The 16,184-nt window shown below is 62.4% G+C and carries 16 protein-coding genes; 10 read left to right on the top strand and 6 right to left on the bottom strand.

Annotation, left to right across the window (positions count from 1 at the left end; translation table 11 throughout):
- Positions 1-2: 2 nt before the first annotated feature.
- Positions 3-671 (bottom strand): cystine ABC transporter permease, encoded by a 669-nt coding sequence (gene tcyL, locus M2396_RS17610; RefSeq protein ID WP_101322571.1) that lies wholly within the window; start codon positions 669-671, stop codon positions 3-5.
- Positions 668-1,462 (bottom strand): cystine ABC transporter substrate-binding protein, encoded by a 795-nt coding sequence (gene tcyJ / locus M2396_RS17615; RefSeq protein WP_101322570.1) that lies wholly within the window; start codon positions 1,460-1,462, stop codon positions 668-670. Before tcyJ ends, tcyL begins: the two co-directional genes overlap by 4 nt.
- Positions 1,463-1,709: 247 nt before the next feature.
- Between tcyJ and epsC the strand changes: the two genes are divergently transcribed.
- Both epsC and betT read left to right on the top strand, forming a co-directional pair.
- On the top strand, positions 1,710-2,642 hold the full coding sequence (gene epsC / locus M2396_RS17620) for a serine O-acetyltransferase EpsC (RefSeq protein WP_150570522.1): 933 nt from the start codon (positions 1,710-1,712) through the stop codon (positions 2,640-2,642).
- Between the two features lie 207 nt (positions 2,643-2,849).
- Positions 2,850-4,853, top strand: coding sequence for a choline transporter BetT (gene betT / locus M2396_RS17625; protein ID WP_150570521.1), 2,004 nt, complete (start codon positions 2,850-2,852; stop codon positions 4,851-4,853).
- A gap of 36 nt (positions 4,854-4,889) precedes the next feature.
- On the opposite strand, the gene tauD is transcribed toward betT, so the two are convergent.
- From tauD to tauA, 4 genes are read right to left on the bottom strand one after another with little or no spacing between them, the layout of a single operon-like run.
- Positions 4,890-5,723 (bottom strand): taurine dioxygenase, encoded by an 834-nt coding sequence (gene tauD, locus M2396_RS17630; protein ID WP_101322567.1) that lies wholly within the window; start codon positions 5,721-5,723, stop codon positions 4,890-4,892.
- 47 nt (positions 5,724-5,770) lie between these two features.
- Positions 5,771-6,601, bottom strand: a complete 831-nt coding sequence (gene tauC, locus M2396_RS17635; protein ID WP_259076699.1) for a taurine ABC transporter permease TauC — start codon at positions 6,599-6,601, stop codon at positions 5,771-5,773.
- The gene (gene tauB / locus M2396_RS17640) at positions 6,598-7,392 is read right to left on the bottom strand and encodes a taurine ABC transporter ATP-binding subunit (RefSeq protein WP_259076702.1); all 795 of its coding nucleotides are present in this window, start codon (positions 7,390-7,392) and stop codon (positions 6,598-6,600) included. The genes tauC and tauB overlap by 4 nt, the downstream gene beginning before the upstream one ends.
- Positions 7,393-7,405: 13 nt before the next feature.
- Entirely contained in the window at positions 7,406-8,377 is a 972-nt protein-coding gene (tauA, locus tag M2396_RS17645; protein ID WP_150573321.1) for a taurine ABC transporter substrate-binding protein, read from the bottom strand.
- A gap of 553 nt (positions 8,378-8,930) precedes the next feature.
- On the opposite strand from tauA, the gene M2396_RS17650 reads away from it, so the two are divergent.
- The 8 genes from M2396_RS17650 to M2396_RS17685 all read left to right on the top strand — a co-directional run bounded on the left by M2396_RS17650 (position 8,931) and on the right by M2396_RS17685 (position 16,146).
- On the top strand, positions 8,931-10,277 hold the full coding sequence (locus tag M2396_RS17650) for an OprD family porin (RefSeq protein WP_150570517.1): 1,347 nt from the start codon (positions 8,931-8,933) through the stop codon (positions 10,275-10,277).
- 158 nt (positions 10,278-10,435) lie between these two features.
- Positions 10,436-11,074: a peroxiredoxin gene (locus M2396_RS17655; protein ID WP_101322562.1), complete on the top strand. Its 639-nt coding sequence runs from the start codon at positions 10,436-10,438 to the stop codon at positions 11,072-11,074.
- Positions 11,075-11,433: 359 nt separating this feature from the next.
- On the top strand, positions 11,434-12,027 hold the full coding sequence (gene ssuE, locus M2396_RS17660; protein WP_101322561.1) for an NADPH-dependent FMN reductase: 594 nt from the start codon (positions 11,434-11,436) through the stop codon (positions 12,025-12,027).
- Positions 12,028-12,108: 81 nt separating this feature from the next.
- A complete protein-coding gene (locus tag M2396_RS17665; protein ID WP_101322560.1) occupies positions 12,109-13,074 on the top strand; it encodes a sulfonate ABC transporter substrate-binding protein in 966 nt (321 codons plus the stop codon).
- A gap of 60 nt (positions 13,075-13,134) precedes the next feature.
- The gene (gene ssuD, locus M2396_RS17670; RefSeq protein WP_101322559.1) at positions 13,135-14,283 is read left to right on the top strand and encodes an FMNH2-dependent alkanesulfonate monooxygenase; all 1,149 of its coding nucleotides are present in this window, start codon (positions 13,135-13,137) and stop codon (positions 14,281-14,283) included.
- Between the two features lie 10 nt (positions 14,284-14,293).
- Positions 14,294-15,091, top strand: a complete 798-nt coding sequence (gene ssuC, locus M2396_RS17675) for an aliphatic sulfonate ABC transporter permease SsuC (protein WP_103435326.1) — start codon at positions 14,294-14,296, stop codon at positions 15,089-15,091.
- The gene (ssuB, locus tag M2396_RS17680) at positions 15,088-15,900 is read left to right on the top strand and encodes an aliphatic sulfonates ABC transporter ATP-binding protein (RefSeq protein WP_259076711.1); all 813 of its coding nucleotides are present in this window, start codon (positions 15,088-15,090) and stop codon (positions 15,898-15,900) included. The genes ssuC and ssuB overlap by 4 nt, the downstream gene beginning before the upstream one ends.
- Positions 15,901-15,930: 30 nt before the next feature.
- Positions 15,931-16,146 (top strand): molybdopterin-binding protein, encoded by a 216-nt coding sequence (locus M2396_RS17685; protein ID WP_101322556.1) that lies wholly within the window; start codon positions 15,931-15,933, stop codon positions 16,144-16,146.
- The last annotated feature ends 38 nt before the right edge of the window (positions 16,147-16,184 follow it).

A 16,184-nucleotide genomic window follows, 5' to 3' on the forward strand; every position in this document is an offset into this window, starting at 1 on the left:
GCTCAACGCTCCTGGTCATGCTGGTTGACCCGTGCTTCCAGGCGGTTCTGGAAGTGGGCGAGGATGCTCGCCAGGATCCAGTAGATAACCGCAACGGCCAGGTACATGGTGAACACTTCGAAGGTCCGCGCGGTGACCAGCTGCGCCTGGCGGAACAGCTCCGGCACCTGAATGGTGGCCGCCAGCGCGGTGTCCTTGACCAGCGAGATAAAACTGTTGCCCAGCGGCGGCAGGGCGGTGCGCATGGCTTGCGGCAGGATCGCCCGGCGCATGGCCTGGGCGCGGGTCATGCCGATGCTGGCGCAGGCTTCCCACTGGCCGCGCTCGATCGACGAGATCGCCGCCCGCAGGATTTCGCAAACGTAGGCTGCCATGTTCAGCGACAGGCCAATCAGCGCTGCCGGGATCGGGTCAAGCTCAAGGCCGATCTGCGGCAGGCCGAAGTAGATCACGAACAGTTGCACCAACAGCGGCGTGCCGCGGAAGAACGACACGTAAATACGCGCCAGCCAGTCCAGCGGCAGCACCTTGGACAAGCGCATCAACGCCAGGGCAAAGCCCAGCAGCAAGCCAAAGAACATACCGCCGACACTGAGCAGGATGGTGTAGCCAGCGCCCTTGAGCAGAAAGGGCGCGGAGTCGGCTACCAGTTGCAGGCTTTCTTCAATCATTTAGTCACGTCAGCGCCGAAGTACTTCTCGGACAGCTTGGCCAGGCTGCCGTCGGCGCGCAGCTTGTCCAGGGCCTGGTTGATGGCCGCGAGCAGTTCCGGTTCACCCTTGCGCAGGGCAATGCCCGACTCGAGACGCGAGAAGGCGTCCCCAGCGGCAACGGTATCCTGGGCTTTTTTGGCGTACTCAAGCGCAGCCAGGCGGTCGATCAGGATAGCGTCGGTGCGGCCCACGCGCAGGTCCTGGAACTTGGTCGGGTCGTCTTCATAGGTGCGTACGTCGGCGGTCGGCACGTTGGCCTTGACCCACTGCTCGTAGTTGGTGCCCAGACCGACACCGACCTTCTTGCCGGCCAGGTCAGCTGCAGACTTGATGTTCAGATCTTTTTCTTTCTTCTTCAGCACCAGTGCCTGAATGCCGGAGACGGTGTACGGCTCGGAGAAGTCGTACTTCTTCTTGCGCTCGTCGGAGATGGTCACCTGGTTGACGACCACGTCCAGGCGCTTGGACTCCAGCGCCGCGAGGATACCGTCCCACTTGGTCGGCTGGACCTTGGCCTTGACCCCAAGCTCTTTGGCGATCAGCTCCGACAGCTCTACCTCAAAGCCCGACAGCTTGCCGCTGTCATCGACAAAGCTGAACGGCGGGTAAGTGCCTTCGACGCCGACGTTGAGCACGCCCTTGTCCTTGATAGTCTGCAGCTGCTCGCCGGCAAACGCCTGGCTGAACAGACCGGTGCCAAGCACTATGGCAAGGCTGGCATTGAGTAGCGGTTTGGCAAAGATCGACATGGCAGGGCCCCGCGCTTTTGGTGGAAGTAGTGGGTGGCGACTATAAGGGTGGGCTGTTTAGCTCATGAAATAATAAAAAAGTATTTTGTTATTCCATTTTTGTGCATTGAGCCGTTGGCCGGCTGCGTTGAGGGTAGCCCGTCAGCGTGGCTTATGCCCGAGTTAGCTCAGGATGGAATAAAGCGTTGTTTTTTCCAAGGGCTGGATTTGTCGTAGAGTGGATCTTTACGACAGTCAGGAGCACATCGTGAGCGAACAATCATCCCCCGGCAAATGGCAGTTGCAGTCGATTGTGACCGGCCTGCGCGGCGCCCGTGAGCAATGGCGCACGCAAAATGGCCGCAGCAGCGGCGAGAAGGGCGGCCGCGAGCTGCCGTCGCGCGACGCAATGCAGCGCATTCTCGAGCAACTGTGCGGGGCCTTGTTCCCGATGCGCCTGGGCCCGGTCGACCTACGTGAAGAGAGCGAGGATTTCTACGTCGGCCACACCCTCGACACCGCCCTCACTGCACTGCTCGCGCAAGCACGGCTGGAGCTGCGCTACGCCGCACGGCAGAGCCAGACTGACCAGGCCAACGCCGACAGCGAGGCCTTGCGCCTGATCCAGGGCTTCGCTGCGGCCCTGCCAGAGATGCGCGTGCTGCTCGACACCGACGTGCTCGCCGCCTACCACGGCGACCCGGCCGCGCGCAGCGTGGATGAAGTGCTGCTGTGCTACCCAGGAATCCTGGCGATCATCCACCACCGCCTGGCTCACCACCTGTACCTGGCCGGCCTGCCATTGCTGGCGCGGATCAGCTCGGAGCTGGCGCATTCGGCCACCGGTATCGATATCCACCCCGGCGCACGGATTGGCCCGAGCTTCTTCATCGACCACGGTACCGGCGTGGTGATCGGCGAAACCGCGATCATCGGCGAGCGCGTGCGCATCTATCAGGCCGTGACCCTGGGCGCCAAACGCTTCACCGCCGACGAAACCGGCAGCCTGCACAAGGGCCAGCCGCGCCACCCGATCGTCGAAGACGATGTGGTGATCTATGCCGGCGCAACCATCCTCGGCCGGATCACCATCGGCAAGGGCTCGACCATCGGCGGCAACGTCTGGCTGACCCGCAGCGTGCCGGCCGACAGCAACATCACCCAGGCCAATCTGCAGCTCGACTGCCAGGCAAAAAAATAGCAAAAGCGCCGAGCAAAAGCCGTTGTCAGCTCCTCTATATACCTGCCCCGCTCAGCGGGGCAGGTCGCATCGAAGGCCGATCCATGTTTAACTTGAACGCTTGTTCAACATAAAAACGCTGGTCGCTGCCGGTGTTCAACAGGAGGATATGCCTTTGCTGAACCCGTTAAATCCTATGCCTGATTCCCACAGCGGGGTGCAGGTTGCATGAGTACTCCCACCCCTGAACTTGCTGACAGCAAGATGCGCATGAACGCCCCGGTGTTCTACTTCGCCGCCAGTTTTATCCTGCTCTTCGGGCTGGTGGTGATCGTCAACCCCGAGGCCTCCGGTGCCTGGTTGCTGGCCGCGCAAAACTGGGCTGCCAACACGGTGGGCTGGTACTACATGCTGGCCATGACCCTGTACCTGGTGTTTGTGGTGGTCACCGCCTTGTCGGGCTATGGCAAGATCAAACTCGGTGCCGATCATGACGAACCCGAGTTCAGTTACCTGTCCTGGGCCGGCATGCTGTTCGCCGCCGGTATCAGCATCACGCTGTTCTTCTTCTGCGTCTCCGAGCCGCTGACGCACATGCTGCAACCGCCCCAGGGCGAGGGCGGCACCGCCGAGGCCGGGCGCGAGGCGATGAAGCTGCTGTTTCTGCACTGGGGCCTGCATGGCTGGGGCGTGTTTGCCTTTGTCGGCATGGCGCTGGCCTACTTCGCCTACCGGCACAACCTGCCGCTGGCGCTGCGTTCGGCGCTGTACCCGCTGATCGGCAAGCGTATCAACGGCCCGATCGGTTACGCGGTGGATGGCTTCGGCATCATTGCCACGGTGTTCGGCCTGGGCGCCGACATGGGCTTTGGTGTGCTGCACCTTAACTCCGGCCTCGATTACCTGTTCGGCATCCCGCACAGCCAATGGGTGCAGGTCGCGCTGATCACGCTGATGATGGGCGCCGCAGTCGCGGTTGCCGTGGCCGGGGTCGAGAAGGGCGTGCGGGTGATGTCCGACATCAACCTGTTCCTGGCCTGCGCCTTGCTGCTGTTCGTACTGTTTGCCGGCCCGACCCAGCACTTGTTCAATACCCTGATCCAGAACCTCGGTGACTACCTTGGCGCCTTGCCAGGCAAGAGCTTCGACGTCTATGCCTACGGCGAGAACCGCGACTGGCTGGGTGGCTGGACAGTGTTCTACTGGGCCTGGTGGATTGCCTGGGCGCCGTTCGTGGGCCTGTTCATCGCGCGGATTTCCCGTGGCCGGACCATTCGTGAATTCGTCTTCGGCGTGCTGTTGATCCCGCTTGGTTTCACCCTGGCGTGGATGTCGATCTTCGCCAACAGCGCGATGGACCAGGTGCTCAACCACGGCCTGGTCGCGCTCGGCCAGTCGGCGCTGGAAAACCCGTCGATGAGCCTGTACCTGCTGCTCGAAACCTATCCGTGGAGCAAGGCGGTAATCGCTGTGACGGTGTTCATCAGCTTCGTCTTCTTCGTCACCTCGGCCGACTCCGGCACCGTGGTGCTGTCGACCTTGTCGGCGAAGGGCGGCAGCCCTGACGAAGACGGCCCGAACTGGCTGCGGATCTTCTGGGGGGCGATGACCGCGTTGATCACCAGTGCCTTGCTGTTCGCTGGCAGCATCGATTCGCTGAAGTCTGCGGTGGTGCTGACCTCATTGCCGTTCTCGCTGATCCTGCTGTGCATGATGTGGGGCCTGCACAAGGCGTTCTACCTAGAGTCGCAGCGGCGGATTGCCCAGTTGCACTCGCTGGCACCTGTCGCCCAGAGCCGCCGTGGTCGCGGCGGCTGGCGTCAGCGCTTGAGCCAGGCTGTGCACTTCCCATCGCGCGATGAGGTGTACCGCTTCATGGATGACGTGGTGCGCCCGGCGATCAATGACGTGCGCGAGGTGTTCGAGCAGAAAGGCCTGGTGCTGATCACTCAGGATGACCCGAGCCACGACAACGTCAGCCTGAAAGTCGGCCATGGTGAAGAGCAGCCGTTCATCTACCAGGTGCAGATGCGCGGTTATTTCACGCCGTCCTTCGCCTTGGGTGGGTTGGGTGCGCAAGAGCTGAAAAACCGTCGCTATTACCGCGCCGAGGTGCATCTGTCAGAAGGTAGCCAGGATTACGATCTGGTCGGCTACAGCAAGGAGCAGATCATCAACGACATCCTCGACCAGTACGAACGGCATATGCAGTTCCTGCACATGGTCAGGTAGTTGCGTGAGGGGCTGCTGGGCAGCCCCTCGCCTGCGCTAGAACGGCGCGTCGCCAAGGATGGTGGCGCGGTGCATGACCCGCCGCTGCGGGCGGTAGTCATCAACGGCGTAATGCTGGGTCACGCGGTTGTCCCAAAAGGCCACGTCGTTTTCCTGCCAGCGCCAGCGGATGCTGTACTCCGGCCGCGTCGCATGGGCAAACAGCAGCTTGAGCAGGGCCTCGCTTTCCTGCTCGTTGAGCTCGTTGATGCGCGTGGTAAACCCTTCATTGACGAATAACGCCTTGCGCCCGCTGACCGGATGCGTACGCACCACCGGGTGCGTCAGCGGCGGGTTGTTGCGCCGGGTCGCTTCCCAGCGGGCGAGGTCTTCGGCGGTGGTGCCGAAGCGCTCCAGCGGGAATGACTTGGTGAAGTCATGGGTGGCTGTGAGGCCGTCGAGCATCGTCCGAAGGGGCGCCGACAAGCCTTCGAATGCCGCTACGCCACTGGCCCACAAGGTATCGCCGCCGTAGGCCGGCAACTGCTTGGCACTCAGTACCGCGCCCAGCGCCGGGGTCGGCAGGAAGGTCACGTCGGTGTGCCACACGGCATTGTCGCGCACGTCGGTGACGGCGGTATCGAGGATCAGCACTTGTGGCGTTTGCGGCACATTGGGGTAGATCGGGTGGATATGCAGATCGCCAAAACGCGCAGCGAAGCGGGCTTGCTGCTGCGGGTTGAGCGGCTGCTCGCGGAAGAACAGCACTTGATGCTTGAGCAGCGCCTGCTCGATGGCGTCGCGTTGTTCGGCTGTGATTTCACGGCTGATGTCGACGCCAGTGATCTGCGCGCCGAGGGCCGGGCTTAACGGAGTGATGGTCAGGCTCATGGCAGTCTCTTTGTCGGGCGCCGGAGTGCCGGCGTGGTCAGTCGTGCTTAGTGGGTCTGGCCGTGCCAAGGCACCAGCTTGCGTTGCAGGGCGCGCAGGCCCATTTCCAGGGCGAAGGCGATCAGGGCAATCAGCAGGATCCCCAGCACCACCACGTCAGTGACCAGAAACTGCGCCGCTGACTGGACCATGAAGCCGAGGCCGCTGGTGGCGGCGATCAATTCCGCTGCAACCAGGGTCGACCAGCCGACGCCCAGGCCGATACGCACGCCGGTGAGGATGTCGGGCAGGGCGCTGGGCAATATCACATGGCGAATCAGCTGGGCCTTGGTGGCGCCCAGCGACTGCGCGGCGCGCAGTTTGGCCGGGTCGACGGTGCGCACGCCGGTGGCGGTGGCGATGGCAATCGGGGCGAAGATCGCCAGGTAGATCAGCAGCACCTTGGACAGCTCACCGATGCCGCACCAGATCACGATCAGCGGCAGGTAGGCCAGCGGCGGAATTGGCCGGTAGAACTCGATCAGTGGGTCGAAAATGCCCCGGGCAATGCGGTTGGAGCCGATGGCAATGCCGATCGGGATCGCCGTGAGGATGGCTGCGCCGAGCGCCAGGCCAATCCGCCCAAGGCTTGCGCCCAGGTGCTGCCACAGGCTGGCGTCCATGTAGCCCTGGGTCAGCAGCACCCAGGCTTTGCCGAGGATGTCTGCCGGTGGTGGCAGAAACAGCGGTTCGACCAGCTCGGCGGCGGTCACCGCCCACCACAGCAGTAACAGGCTGGCCAGGGTCAGGGCGCTGATCCAGCGGGTCGACAGTGGTTTGCGCGGCAGCGTGTTGAGGTTGGCCGGTTTGGCGGCCAGCGGCAGTTCGACAGTGCTCATGCTGAGTGCTCCCGGCGGGCGTCTTCGCGTTGCGAGAAGACTCTCGCCAGCACGTGTTCGCGGGTTTCGATAAAGCGCGGGTCGGACTTGATCGCCCGCGCCGATTCTCCGGCGGCGTAGCGTTGGCCGAAGTCCAGTTGCAGGTGTTCGACGACACGCCCTGGGTTGGGCGCAAGCAGCACTAGTTCGCTGGCGAGAAACACCGCTTCTTCGATGTCATGGGTAATCAGGAATACTGGTTTGGCTGTGCGTTGCCACACCTGCAGCAACAACTCCTGCATCTGCTCGCGGGTAAACGCATCGAGGGCGCCGAACGGCTCGTCCATCAGCAGCACACGCGGGTTGGCGGCCAGGGCGCGGGCCAGGCCGACGCGCTGCTTCTGGCCGCCCGAAAGCTGCCAGATGCGCCGCTCGGCGAAACCTGCGAGGTCGACCAGTGCGAGCATTTCGCGCGCCTTGGCTTCGCGCTCGGCACGGCTTACGCCGGCCAGCTCCAGGCCGAAGGCGACGTTGCCGAGCACGTTTTGCCAGGGCAGCAGGGCGTCGTCCTGAAACACCACGCCGCGCTCGGCACTCGGGCCTTGCACCGGCACGCCGTCGAGGCTGATACGGCCAGCACTGGCAGGCACGAAGCCAGCGATCAGGTTGAGCAGCGAGGTCTTGCCGCTGCCCGATGGCCCAAGGGCCACCAGCAGCTGGCGCGGACCCAGGCTCAGGTTGATATCGGCCAGCACCGGGGTGTCGGCACCGGGGTACTGTGCGCTGATGCGCTCCAGCTCGAGCAAGGCCATGACGGGCTCCGGATCAGTTGGGCAGGTATTTGGCGGTGACGTATGGGGCGTAGTCAGGCAGCACGGCGTCGACCTTGCCTTGCTCCTTGAGGAAGGCTGCGGTGTTGCTCAGGGCCTGGGTGGTCGGCGCGCCGAGGGCGCTGGCCTGGTCGGCGGCCAGCGGGTAGACGTTGCCTTGCAGCAGCACCGGGATATCGCTGCTCTTGGCGCCCGAGAGCTTGGCCAGTTTGGCGACGTTGTCCGGGTTGGCCAGCCAGGCTGCCGGGTCCTTGCGGTAGTCGGCGTAGGCATCCAGGGTGACCTTGGCGAAGGCCTTGACCACGTCCGGGTGTTTGGCGGCAAAGTCTTTGCGCACGATCCAGGCGTCGAAGGTCGGCGCGCCTTTTTGTGCCAGCTCACCGGAGGTGATCAGCACCTTGCCGTTCTCCTTGGCGACGCCCAGCGCTGGGTCCCAGACGTAGGTGGCGTCGATATCGCCACGCTTCCAGGCGGCGATGATGGCCGGCGGGGCGAGGTTGAGGATCTGCACCTTGGACGCATCGATGTTCCACGCTTTGAGCGCAGCGAGCAGGCTGTAGTGGCCGGTCGAAACGAACGGTACGGCGACCTTTTTGCCGATCAGGTCCTGCGGGGTCTTGATGCTGTCGCGGGCAACCAGCGCTTCACCGGCGCCGATCTGGGTGGCGATCAAAAAGGTTTCGACCGGCAGCTTGCGGGTCGCGGCTGCGGCCAGCGGGCTGGAGCCGAGGTAGCCGATCTGTACATCGCCCGAGGCCACGGCCGTGATCACGTCGGCGCCGTTATCGAATTTGCGCCAGTCGATATCGGCCTTGCTGGCTTTTTCGTAGGCGCCATCGACTTGGGCAACCTTGGCTGGGTCGACGGTGGTCTGGTAGGCCACGGTAAGGTCAGCGGCCTGGGCCAACCAGCTGCTGCTGGCGAGGGTCAGGGCGGCGAACAGGCGCAGCGGAGCGTGCGGGATCATGGGTTTGCCTCTCGTCAGCAATCTGGGTAGTTGATGGCGAGAGACTAAATGATCTAAGAATCTTCAAATAAATAACTTTTTAGTATTAGCTTAGGTGCCTTTTGGGGGCGCTGCGCGCCCCTTTCGCGACACAAGGCCGCTCCTACAGGGACCGCGTTGCCTGCACGTTGCGCGGTCGGCGTAGGAGCGGGCTGGCGTAATGACCGTTCACTGCTACGCTTTCCCGGCCTAGAGCAAAAGGAAATAAGGTTATGAGCAAACGTTTGCAAATAACCTAAAGCTCTTAAGGGGCCCTGCCGATACCGCAAATGGTAGTAAAGGTTCCTACGATATGCCGCAATAGTCTTAGCAATTCATAAAACAGTCATTTTGGATTTATAGGATTGTCATTATCCTGTAGCCCAGGGTGGTGGCTTAGACCTTAGTCGTGAAACGTTCGGAAATGATTGACTGGACGGTCACGCTCTGCGACTAAATCGCCAGTCCATGGTGAGTGAGGCAATAGACCTCGCCGCCACTGATATACAAAAATTAGAACGTAGAGGAGCAAAACATGTACAAGTCAAGCCTGGCTCTGGCCGTGGCACTGGGGGTTCTCGCCCAACAAGCAGGTGCTGCTGGCTTCGTCGAGGACAGCAAGCTGTCCGTAAGCTCGCGTACCATGTACTTCAACAACGATAACCGTGAAGCCGGCGGCAACAAGCCACGTCCTGACAACCGCGAGTCGGGTCAGGGCTTCAAGCTTGACTTCATTTCCGGCTTCACCGAAGGCACCGTTGGTTTTGGTGTAGATGCTCAGGCGCTGTGGGGCATCCACCTTGACGGCGGCAAGGGCTACCACCCTGATGGCAGCAGCTTCTTCCCAAGCGACTCCGACGGTTCGTCCGAGAAGCAATGGGCACGCTTTGGCGCCAACGCCAAGGCTCGTTTCTCCAAGACCGAAGCTCACTTCGGTAGCGCGCTGTCGCCAGCCTTGCCGATCCTGGTTGCCAACGATGGCCGTCTGCTGCCGCAGACCTTCGAAGGTGCCACCATTTCCTCCAAGGAAATCGACAACCTGACCATCAACGCCGGTCAGATGACTCACGCCATGGGCCGTGCGTCCAGCAACCGGACTGGTCTGTCGGTCAACGGTGCTACCGCTGACAGCAACAAGTTCCGCTACGGTGGTCTGGACTACAAGCTCACCCCAGACCTGACCCTGCAGTACTACTACTCGAACCTGGAAGACTTCTACAAGCAGCACTTCCTGGGCGCGACTCACGTCTTCAAGATCGCTGACGACCAGTCGTTCAAAACCGACCTGCGCTACTTCGACAGCAGCAGCGACGGCAAAAACGGCAACGGCGGTGGTTACAACTTCAACAACAACGGTGGCTACGCCAAGAACGTAGGCGAGGTCGACAACAAGACCTGGTCTGCCATGTTCACCTACTCCCTGGGTGGTCATGCCTTCTTGCTCGGTCATCAACGCGTCAGCGATGACGGCGGTTTCGTCTGGTTGAACCAGGGTTCGGTACGTGATGGCAATGGCCGTCCGGAAGGCGCAGGCGGCGCGAGCTTCTACCTGTTCACCGACAGCATGATCAACCAGTTCGCCAAGGCCGGTGAAAACACCACCTTCGGTCAGTACTCCTATGACTTCGCGCGCGTTGGCGTGCCGGGTCTGAAAGCGGCTGTTTCGTACCTGCGCGGTGAAGATGGCCGCAACGCCAACGGCAACGGCACCTTCTCTGAATGGGAACGCGACGCCCGGATCGACTACGTGATCCAGCAAGGCACCCTGAAAGGCCTGGGCGCTACCCTGCGCCATGGTATGTACCGCGGCACTGGCACCAGCTCGCTGGCTGACCAGGACCAGACCCGCTTCATCGTCAACTACACTTACGCTTTCAAGTAAGTCGTAGCTGCACGCCAAAAAGCCTCGCCTAGTGCGAGGCTTTTTTATGCCTGCAATTCGTAATGCATTCTGGTTATAAATAAATCGATATTTATTCTTTTTAATCTCTTTCGATTGCAGGCACATTGGACCCATAACGCAGACACAGGAGCCGCACCATGAGCCTCAAACTCGGCGACATCGCCCCCGATTTCGAACAGGATTCCAGCGAAGGCAAGATTCGCTTCCACGAGTGGTTGGGCAATAGCTGGGGCGTGCTGTTCTCGCACCCTGCCGACTTCACCCCGGTGTGCACCACTGAGCTGGGCCTGACCGCCAAGCTCAAGGACGACTTCGCCAAGCGCGGGGTCAAGGCCATCGCGCTGTCGGTCGACCCGGTCGATTCGCACCACAAGTGGATCGATGACATCAATGAAACCCAGAACACCGTGGTCAACTTCCCGATCATTGCCGATGCTGATCGCAAGGTCTCCGACCTGTACGACCTGATCCACCCCAACGCCAACGACACCCTCACCGTGCGCTCGCTGTTCGTCATCGACCCGAACAAGAAGGTGCGTCTGACCATTACCTATCCGGCCAGCACCGGGCGCAACTTCAACGAAATCCTGCGGGTGATCGACTCGCTGCAGCTGACCGACAACTACAAGGTCGCCACGCCAGGCAACTGGCAGGACGGCGACGAGGTAGTGATCGTGCCTTCGCTCAAGGATGAAGCCGAGATCAAGGAACGCTTCCCCAAAGGCTACCGCGCCGTGAAGCCCTATCTGCGCCTGACGCCGCAGCCCAACCGCTGAATACAGAATCCTCGTTGCACATGCTCTTAGCCAAGCAGGGATATTCGGGCCGCTCACGCGGCCCTTTTTTATTCGCCCCCCCCGGCCCCTGTAGGAGCGGCCTTGCGTCGCGAAAGGGCTGCGTAGCGGCCCCAGCAATCTGTGCTGCTGCATAAATCTTGGGGCCGCTACGCGACCCTTTCGCGACGCAAGGCCGCTCCTACAGAGGATTGTGCGAGGCTTGGCTTTATATGCATTAAAAGAATAAACAAATGAAAAAATATGATTTATAGGTATATACGAACTGCTGTTAAGGTCACTTACATCAAGCGGGAGCACTACTGAACAGGCCCCGCCACGAATCGAAGGAAGCGTTGCTCATGTTGGTTGTCTCGGTAGGTGGTAGCCCAAGTACCCGTTCCCGCTCCGGCGTGTTGCTGGAGCGTTCACGCCAGTGGCTGCAAGAGCGTGGGGTCGAGGTCGTGACCTTTCAGGTCCGCGAGTTTGCTGCCGAAGACCTCCTCCATGCGCGCTTCGACAGCCCGCAGGTGCAGCACTTTCAGCAGCTGGTAGCGCAGGCCGATGGCCTTATCGTCGCCACCCCGGTGTACAAGGCGTCGTTTGCCGGCGCCCTGAAAACCCTGCTCGATCTGCTGCCCGAGCGCGCTCTGGAACACAAGGTGGTGCTGCCAATCGCAACCGGCGGCAGCATCGCCCACATGCTGGCGGTGGACTACGCCCTCAAGCCCGTGCTGTCGGCACTCAAGGCGCAAGAGACCCTGCAAGGGATCTTCGCCGACGACAGCCAGATCGCCTATGGCGAAGGCAGCGCCCCGGCGCAGCTCGCGGCCAGCCTCGAAGCGCGCCTGCTGGACTCGCTCGACACGTTTCACAGCGCCTTGGTTCGCCGGCCACAACCGGTCGCCCCAGGCGTGCTCAATGAACGCTTGATCAGTGCTCGCTGGAGCATCTGAAGCCACACGTTTTTCCACCTTACTCGCCCGTCAACGAGGCAAGCAGGTGCAACCCGAACCCTATACGTCTTGGAGAGCGCCATGCGCACAGTCTTCTTGCGTCGCGGTCTGGTCGCCCTGTTTGCGGCGGCTGTATCCTTCGGCGCCATTACTCAAGCCCAGGCCGAGAGCCTGCGCATCGGTTATCAGAAATACGGCACGCTGGTGCTGCTCAAGGCCAAGGGCACGTTGGAAAAGCGCCTGGCCGAGCAAGGCATTCAGGTGCAGTGGACCGAATTCCCCGGCGGCCCGCAGCTGCTTGAAGGGCTCAACGTCGGCTCGATCGACTTTGGCGTCACTGGCGAAACGCCGCCGGTGTTTGCCCAGGCCGCCGGCGCCGATCTGCTCTACGTCGCCTACGAGCCGCCAGCGCCGCACAGCGAAGCGATCCTGGTGCCGAAGGGCTCCACGGTGCAGTCGGTAAAAGACCTCAAGGGCAAGAAAGTCGCCCTCAACAAAGGCTCCAACGTGCACTACCTGCTGGTGCGTGCGCTGGAAGATGCCGGCCTCAAGTACAGCGATATCCAACCGGTTTACCTGCCGCCCTCAGATGCCCGCGCCGCGTTCGAGCGTGGCAGCGTCGACGCCTGGGTGATCTGGGACCCGTACCAGGCCGCCGCCGAAAAGCAGCTGCAGGCGCGTACCCTGCGTGACGGCCAGGGCCTGGTCGACAACCACCAGTTCTACCTGGCGACTCGCGACTATGCGACCCAGCACCCGGCGGTGATCAACACCTTGATCGAAGAAGTCCGCGCGGTTGGCCAGTGGTCCCAGGCCAATCCGCAGGAGGTCACCGATCAGGTCGCACCGCTGCTGGGCCTGCCGGCCGACATCACCCTGACCTCGGTCAAACGTCAGGGCTACGGCGCAGCGCCGCTGACCCCCGAAGTAGTCGCGGCACAACAGAAAATTGCCGACACCTTCCAGGCGCTCAAGCTGATCCCCAAGCCGCTGAGCATCAAGGACGTGATCTGGACACCCCCGGCCAAGGTCGCAACTGCGCCTTGATTGATCTGCCTGCGCCGGGGCGCCGCTCCGGCTTGAGCCACCTTTGAGGAGACAACTCCAGTGAGCCTTAATATTTTCTGGTTCCTTCCAACCCACGGTGACGGCAAGTACCTGGGTACTTCCGATGGCGCCCGTGCGGTCGACCACGGTTACCTGCAACAGATTGCCCAGGCGGCGGACCGCCTTGGTTTCGGCGGCGTGCTGATCCCGACCGGACGCTCCTGCGAAGACTCCTGGCTGGTGGCCGCGTCGCTGATCCCGGTCACGCAGAACCTGAAGTTTCTGGTCGCGCTGCGTCCCGGCATCATTTCGCCGACCGTGGCGGCGCGCCAGGCAGCCACGCTGGATCGGCTGTCCAATGGCCGGGCGCTGTTCAACCTGGTCACTGGCGGTGATCCGGATGAGCTGGCCGGCGATGGCCTGCACCTCAACCACCAGGAGCGTTACGAAGCCTCGGTCGAGTTCACCCGTATCTGGCGCAAAGTGCTCGAAGGCGAAAACGTCGACTACGAAGGCAAACACATTCAGGTCAAGGGCGCCAAGCTGCTCTACCCACCGATCCAGCAACCACGTCCGCCGCTGTACTTCGGCGGCTCTTCGGAGGCCGCGCAGGACCTGGCTGCCGAGCAGGTCGAGCTGTACCTGACCTGGGGCGAACCGCCTGCAGCAGTAGCCGAGAAGATCGCCCAGGTGCGCGAGAAGGCCGCCGCGCAAGGCCGCGAAGTACGCTTCGGCATCCGCCTGCATGTGATCGTGCGGGAAACCAACGAAGAAGCCTGGGCCGCCGCCGACAAGCTGATCTCGCACCTGGACGACGCCACCATTGCCCGTGCCCAGGCCTCGCTGGCGCGCTTCGACTCGGTTGGCCAGCAACGCATGGCCGCTCTGCACGGCGGCAGCCGCGACAACCTTGAAGTCAGCCCAAACCTGTGGGCCGGGGTTGGCCTGGTGCGCGGCGGTGCTGGCACCGCGCTGGTCGGCGATGGCCCGACCGTGGCAGCGCGGGTCAAGGAATACGCAGCGCTGGGCATCGACACCTTCATCTTCTCTGGCTACCCGCACCTGGAAGAGTCATACCGCGTGGCCGAGTTGCTGTTCCCGCACCTGGATGTACAGCGCCCGGAGCAACCGAAAGCGGGTGGCTACGTCAGCCCGTTTGGCGAGATGGTCGCCAACGACATCCTGCCCAAGTCCGTGTCGCAGAGCTGAGGACCGGACCATGAGTCGTGCAACCTCATCCACCCTGGCTCAGCGCCTGGCCCCTTGGGCACTGCCGGTACTGCTGCTGGCGATCTGGCAACTGGCGGTCAGCGCTGGCTGGCTGTCGACGCGCATCCTGCCCGCCCCCAGCGCAGTGGTCAGCGCTGGTGTCGAGCTGGTACGCAGCGGCGAGATCTGGACTCACCTGGCCATCAGCGGCTGGCGTGCAGGGCTGGGTTTTGTCATCGGCGGCAGCATCGGCCTGGTGCTGGGCTTTATCACCGGCCTGTCGAACTGGGGTGAACGCCTGCTCGACAGCTCGGTGCAGATGATTCGTAACGTGCCGCACCTGGCGCTGATCCCACTGGTGATCCTGTGGTTCGGTATCGATGAGTCGGCGAAGATCTTTCTGGTCGCGCTGGGCACGCTGTTCCCGATCTACCTGAACACCTACCACGGTATCCGCAACGTTGACCCGGCCCTGGTGGAAATGGCCCGCAGCTACGGCCTGTCCGGCTTCAGCCTGTTCCGCCAGGTGATCCTGCCGGGTGCGCTGCCATCGATTCTGGTCGGTGTGCGCTTTGCTCTGGGCTTCATGTGGCTGACCTTGATCGTCGCCGAAACCATCTCGGCAAACGCCGGTATCGGTTACCTGGCGATGAACGCTCGGGAGTTTCTGCAGACCGACGTGGTGGTGCTGGCAATCGTGCTCTACGCCGTGCTCGGCAAGCTTGCTGACCTCGCCGCCCGCGGCCTGGAACGCGCCTGGCTGCGCTGGCACCCGGCCTATCAAGTGGCCAAGAAGGAGGGCGCATGACCGTGCTCAAGGAACAACCGCCGCGCTTGTTGCGTGGCATCCCGCTGGCCACCCAGGGTGTGCGCAAGAGCTTTGGCCAGCGCGAAGTGCTGCGCGGCATTGATCTGCATATTCCGGCCGGGCAGTTCGTCGCCATCGTGGGCCGCAGTGGCTGCGGCAAGAGCACCTTGCTGCGCTTGCTGGCGGGCCTCGACCAGCCCACCGACGGCCAGTTGCTGGCCGGCGCTGCGCCGCTGGCCGAGGCCCGCGAAGAAACCCGCTTGATGTTCCAGGACGCGCGCCTGCTGCCGTGGAAAAAGGTCATCGACAACGTCGGCCTCGGCCTCAAGGGCGACTGGCGGCAAAAGGCGCTGGACGCACTGGAAGCCGTCGGCCTGGCCGACCGCGCCAATGAGTGGCCAGCGGCGTTATCTGGCGGGCAGAAGCAGCGTGTGGCCCTGGCCCGCGCACTGATTCACCAGCCACGCCTGCTGCTGCTCGACGAGCCACTTGGCGCGCTGGATGCGCTGACCCGGATCGAGATGCAGCAACTGATCGAACGCCTGTGGCGCCAGCATGGCTTCACCGTGCTGCTGGTCACCCATGACGTCAGCGAGGCGGTTGCCGTGGCCGACCGGGTGATCCTGATCGAAGACGGTGCGGTCGGCCTCGACCTCAACGTCGAGCTGGCGCGGCCCCGGGTGCGCGGCTCGCACCGTCTGGCTGCACTGGAAAGCGAAGTTCTCAACCGAGTTTTGTCTGTACCGGGCGCTGCGCCCGAGCCGGACCCTGTAGCACCTTTGCCCACGCAGTTGCGTTGGGCTCACTGAACCCTGAAACCAGCACAAAGGAATCACACCATGACTATCAAAGCGATCAACGTCCGCAACCAGTTCAAAGGCACTGTGAAAGAAATCCTCGAAGGCCCGGTATTGTCGGAAATCGACGTGCAGACCGCCTCCGGTGTGGTCACCTCGGTGATCACCACGCGTTCGGTAAAAGAGTTGGAATTGCAGGTGGGCAGTGAAGTGATTGCCTTCGTCAAATCGACCGAAGTCTCTATCGCCAAGCTGTGATGGCGTTTGGTGTGTCGGGGCCGTTTTGCGGCCCTTCG

The sequence above is a fragment of the Pseudomonas sp. BIGb0278 genome (assembly GCF_024809895.1).
Taxonomy (GTDB): domain Bacteria; phylum Pseudomonadota; class Gammaproteobacteria; order Pseudomonadales; family Pseudomonadaceae; genus Aquipseudomonas; species Aquipseudomonas shirazensis.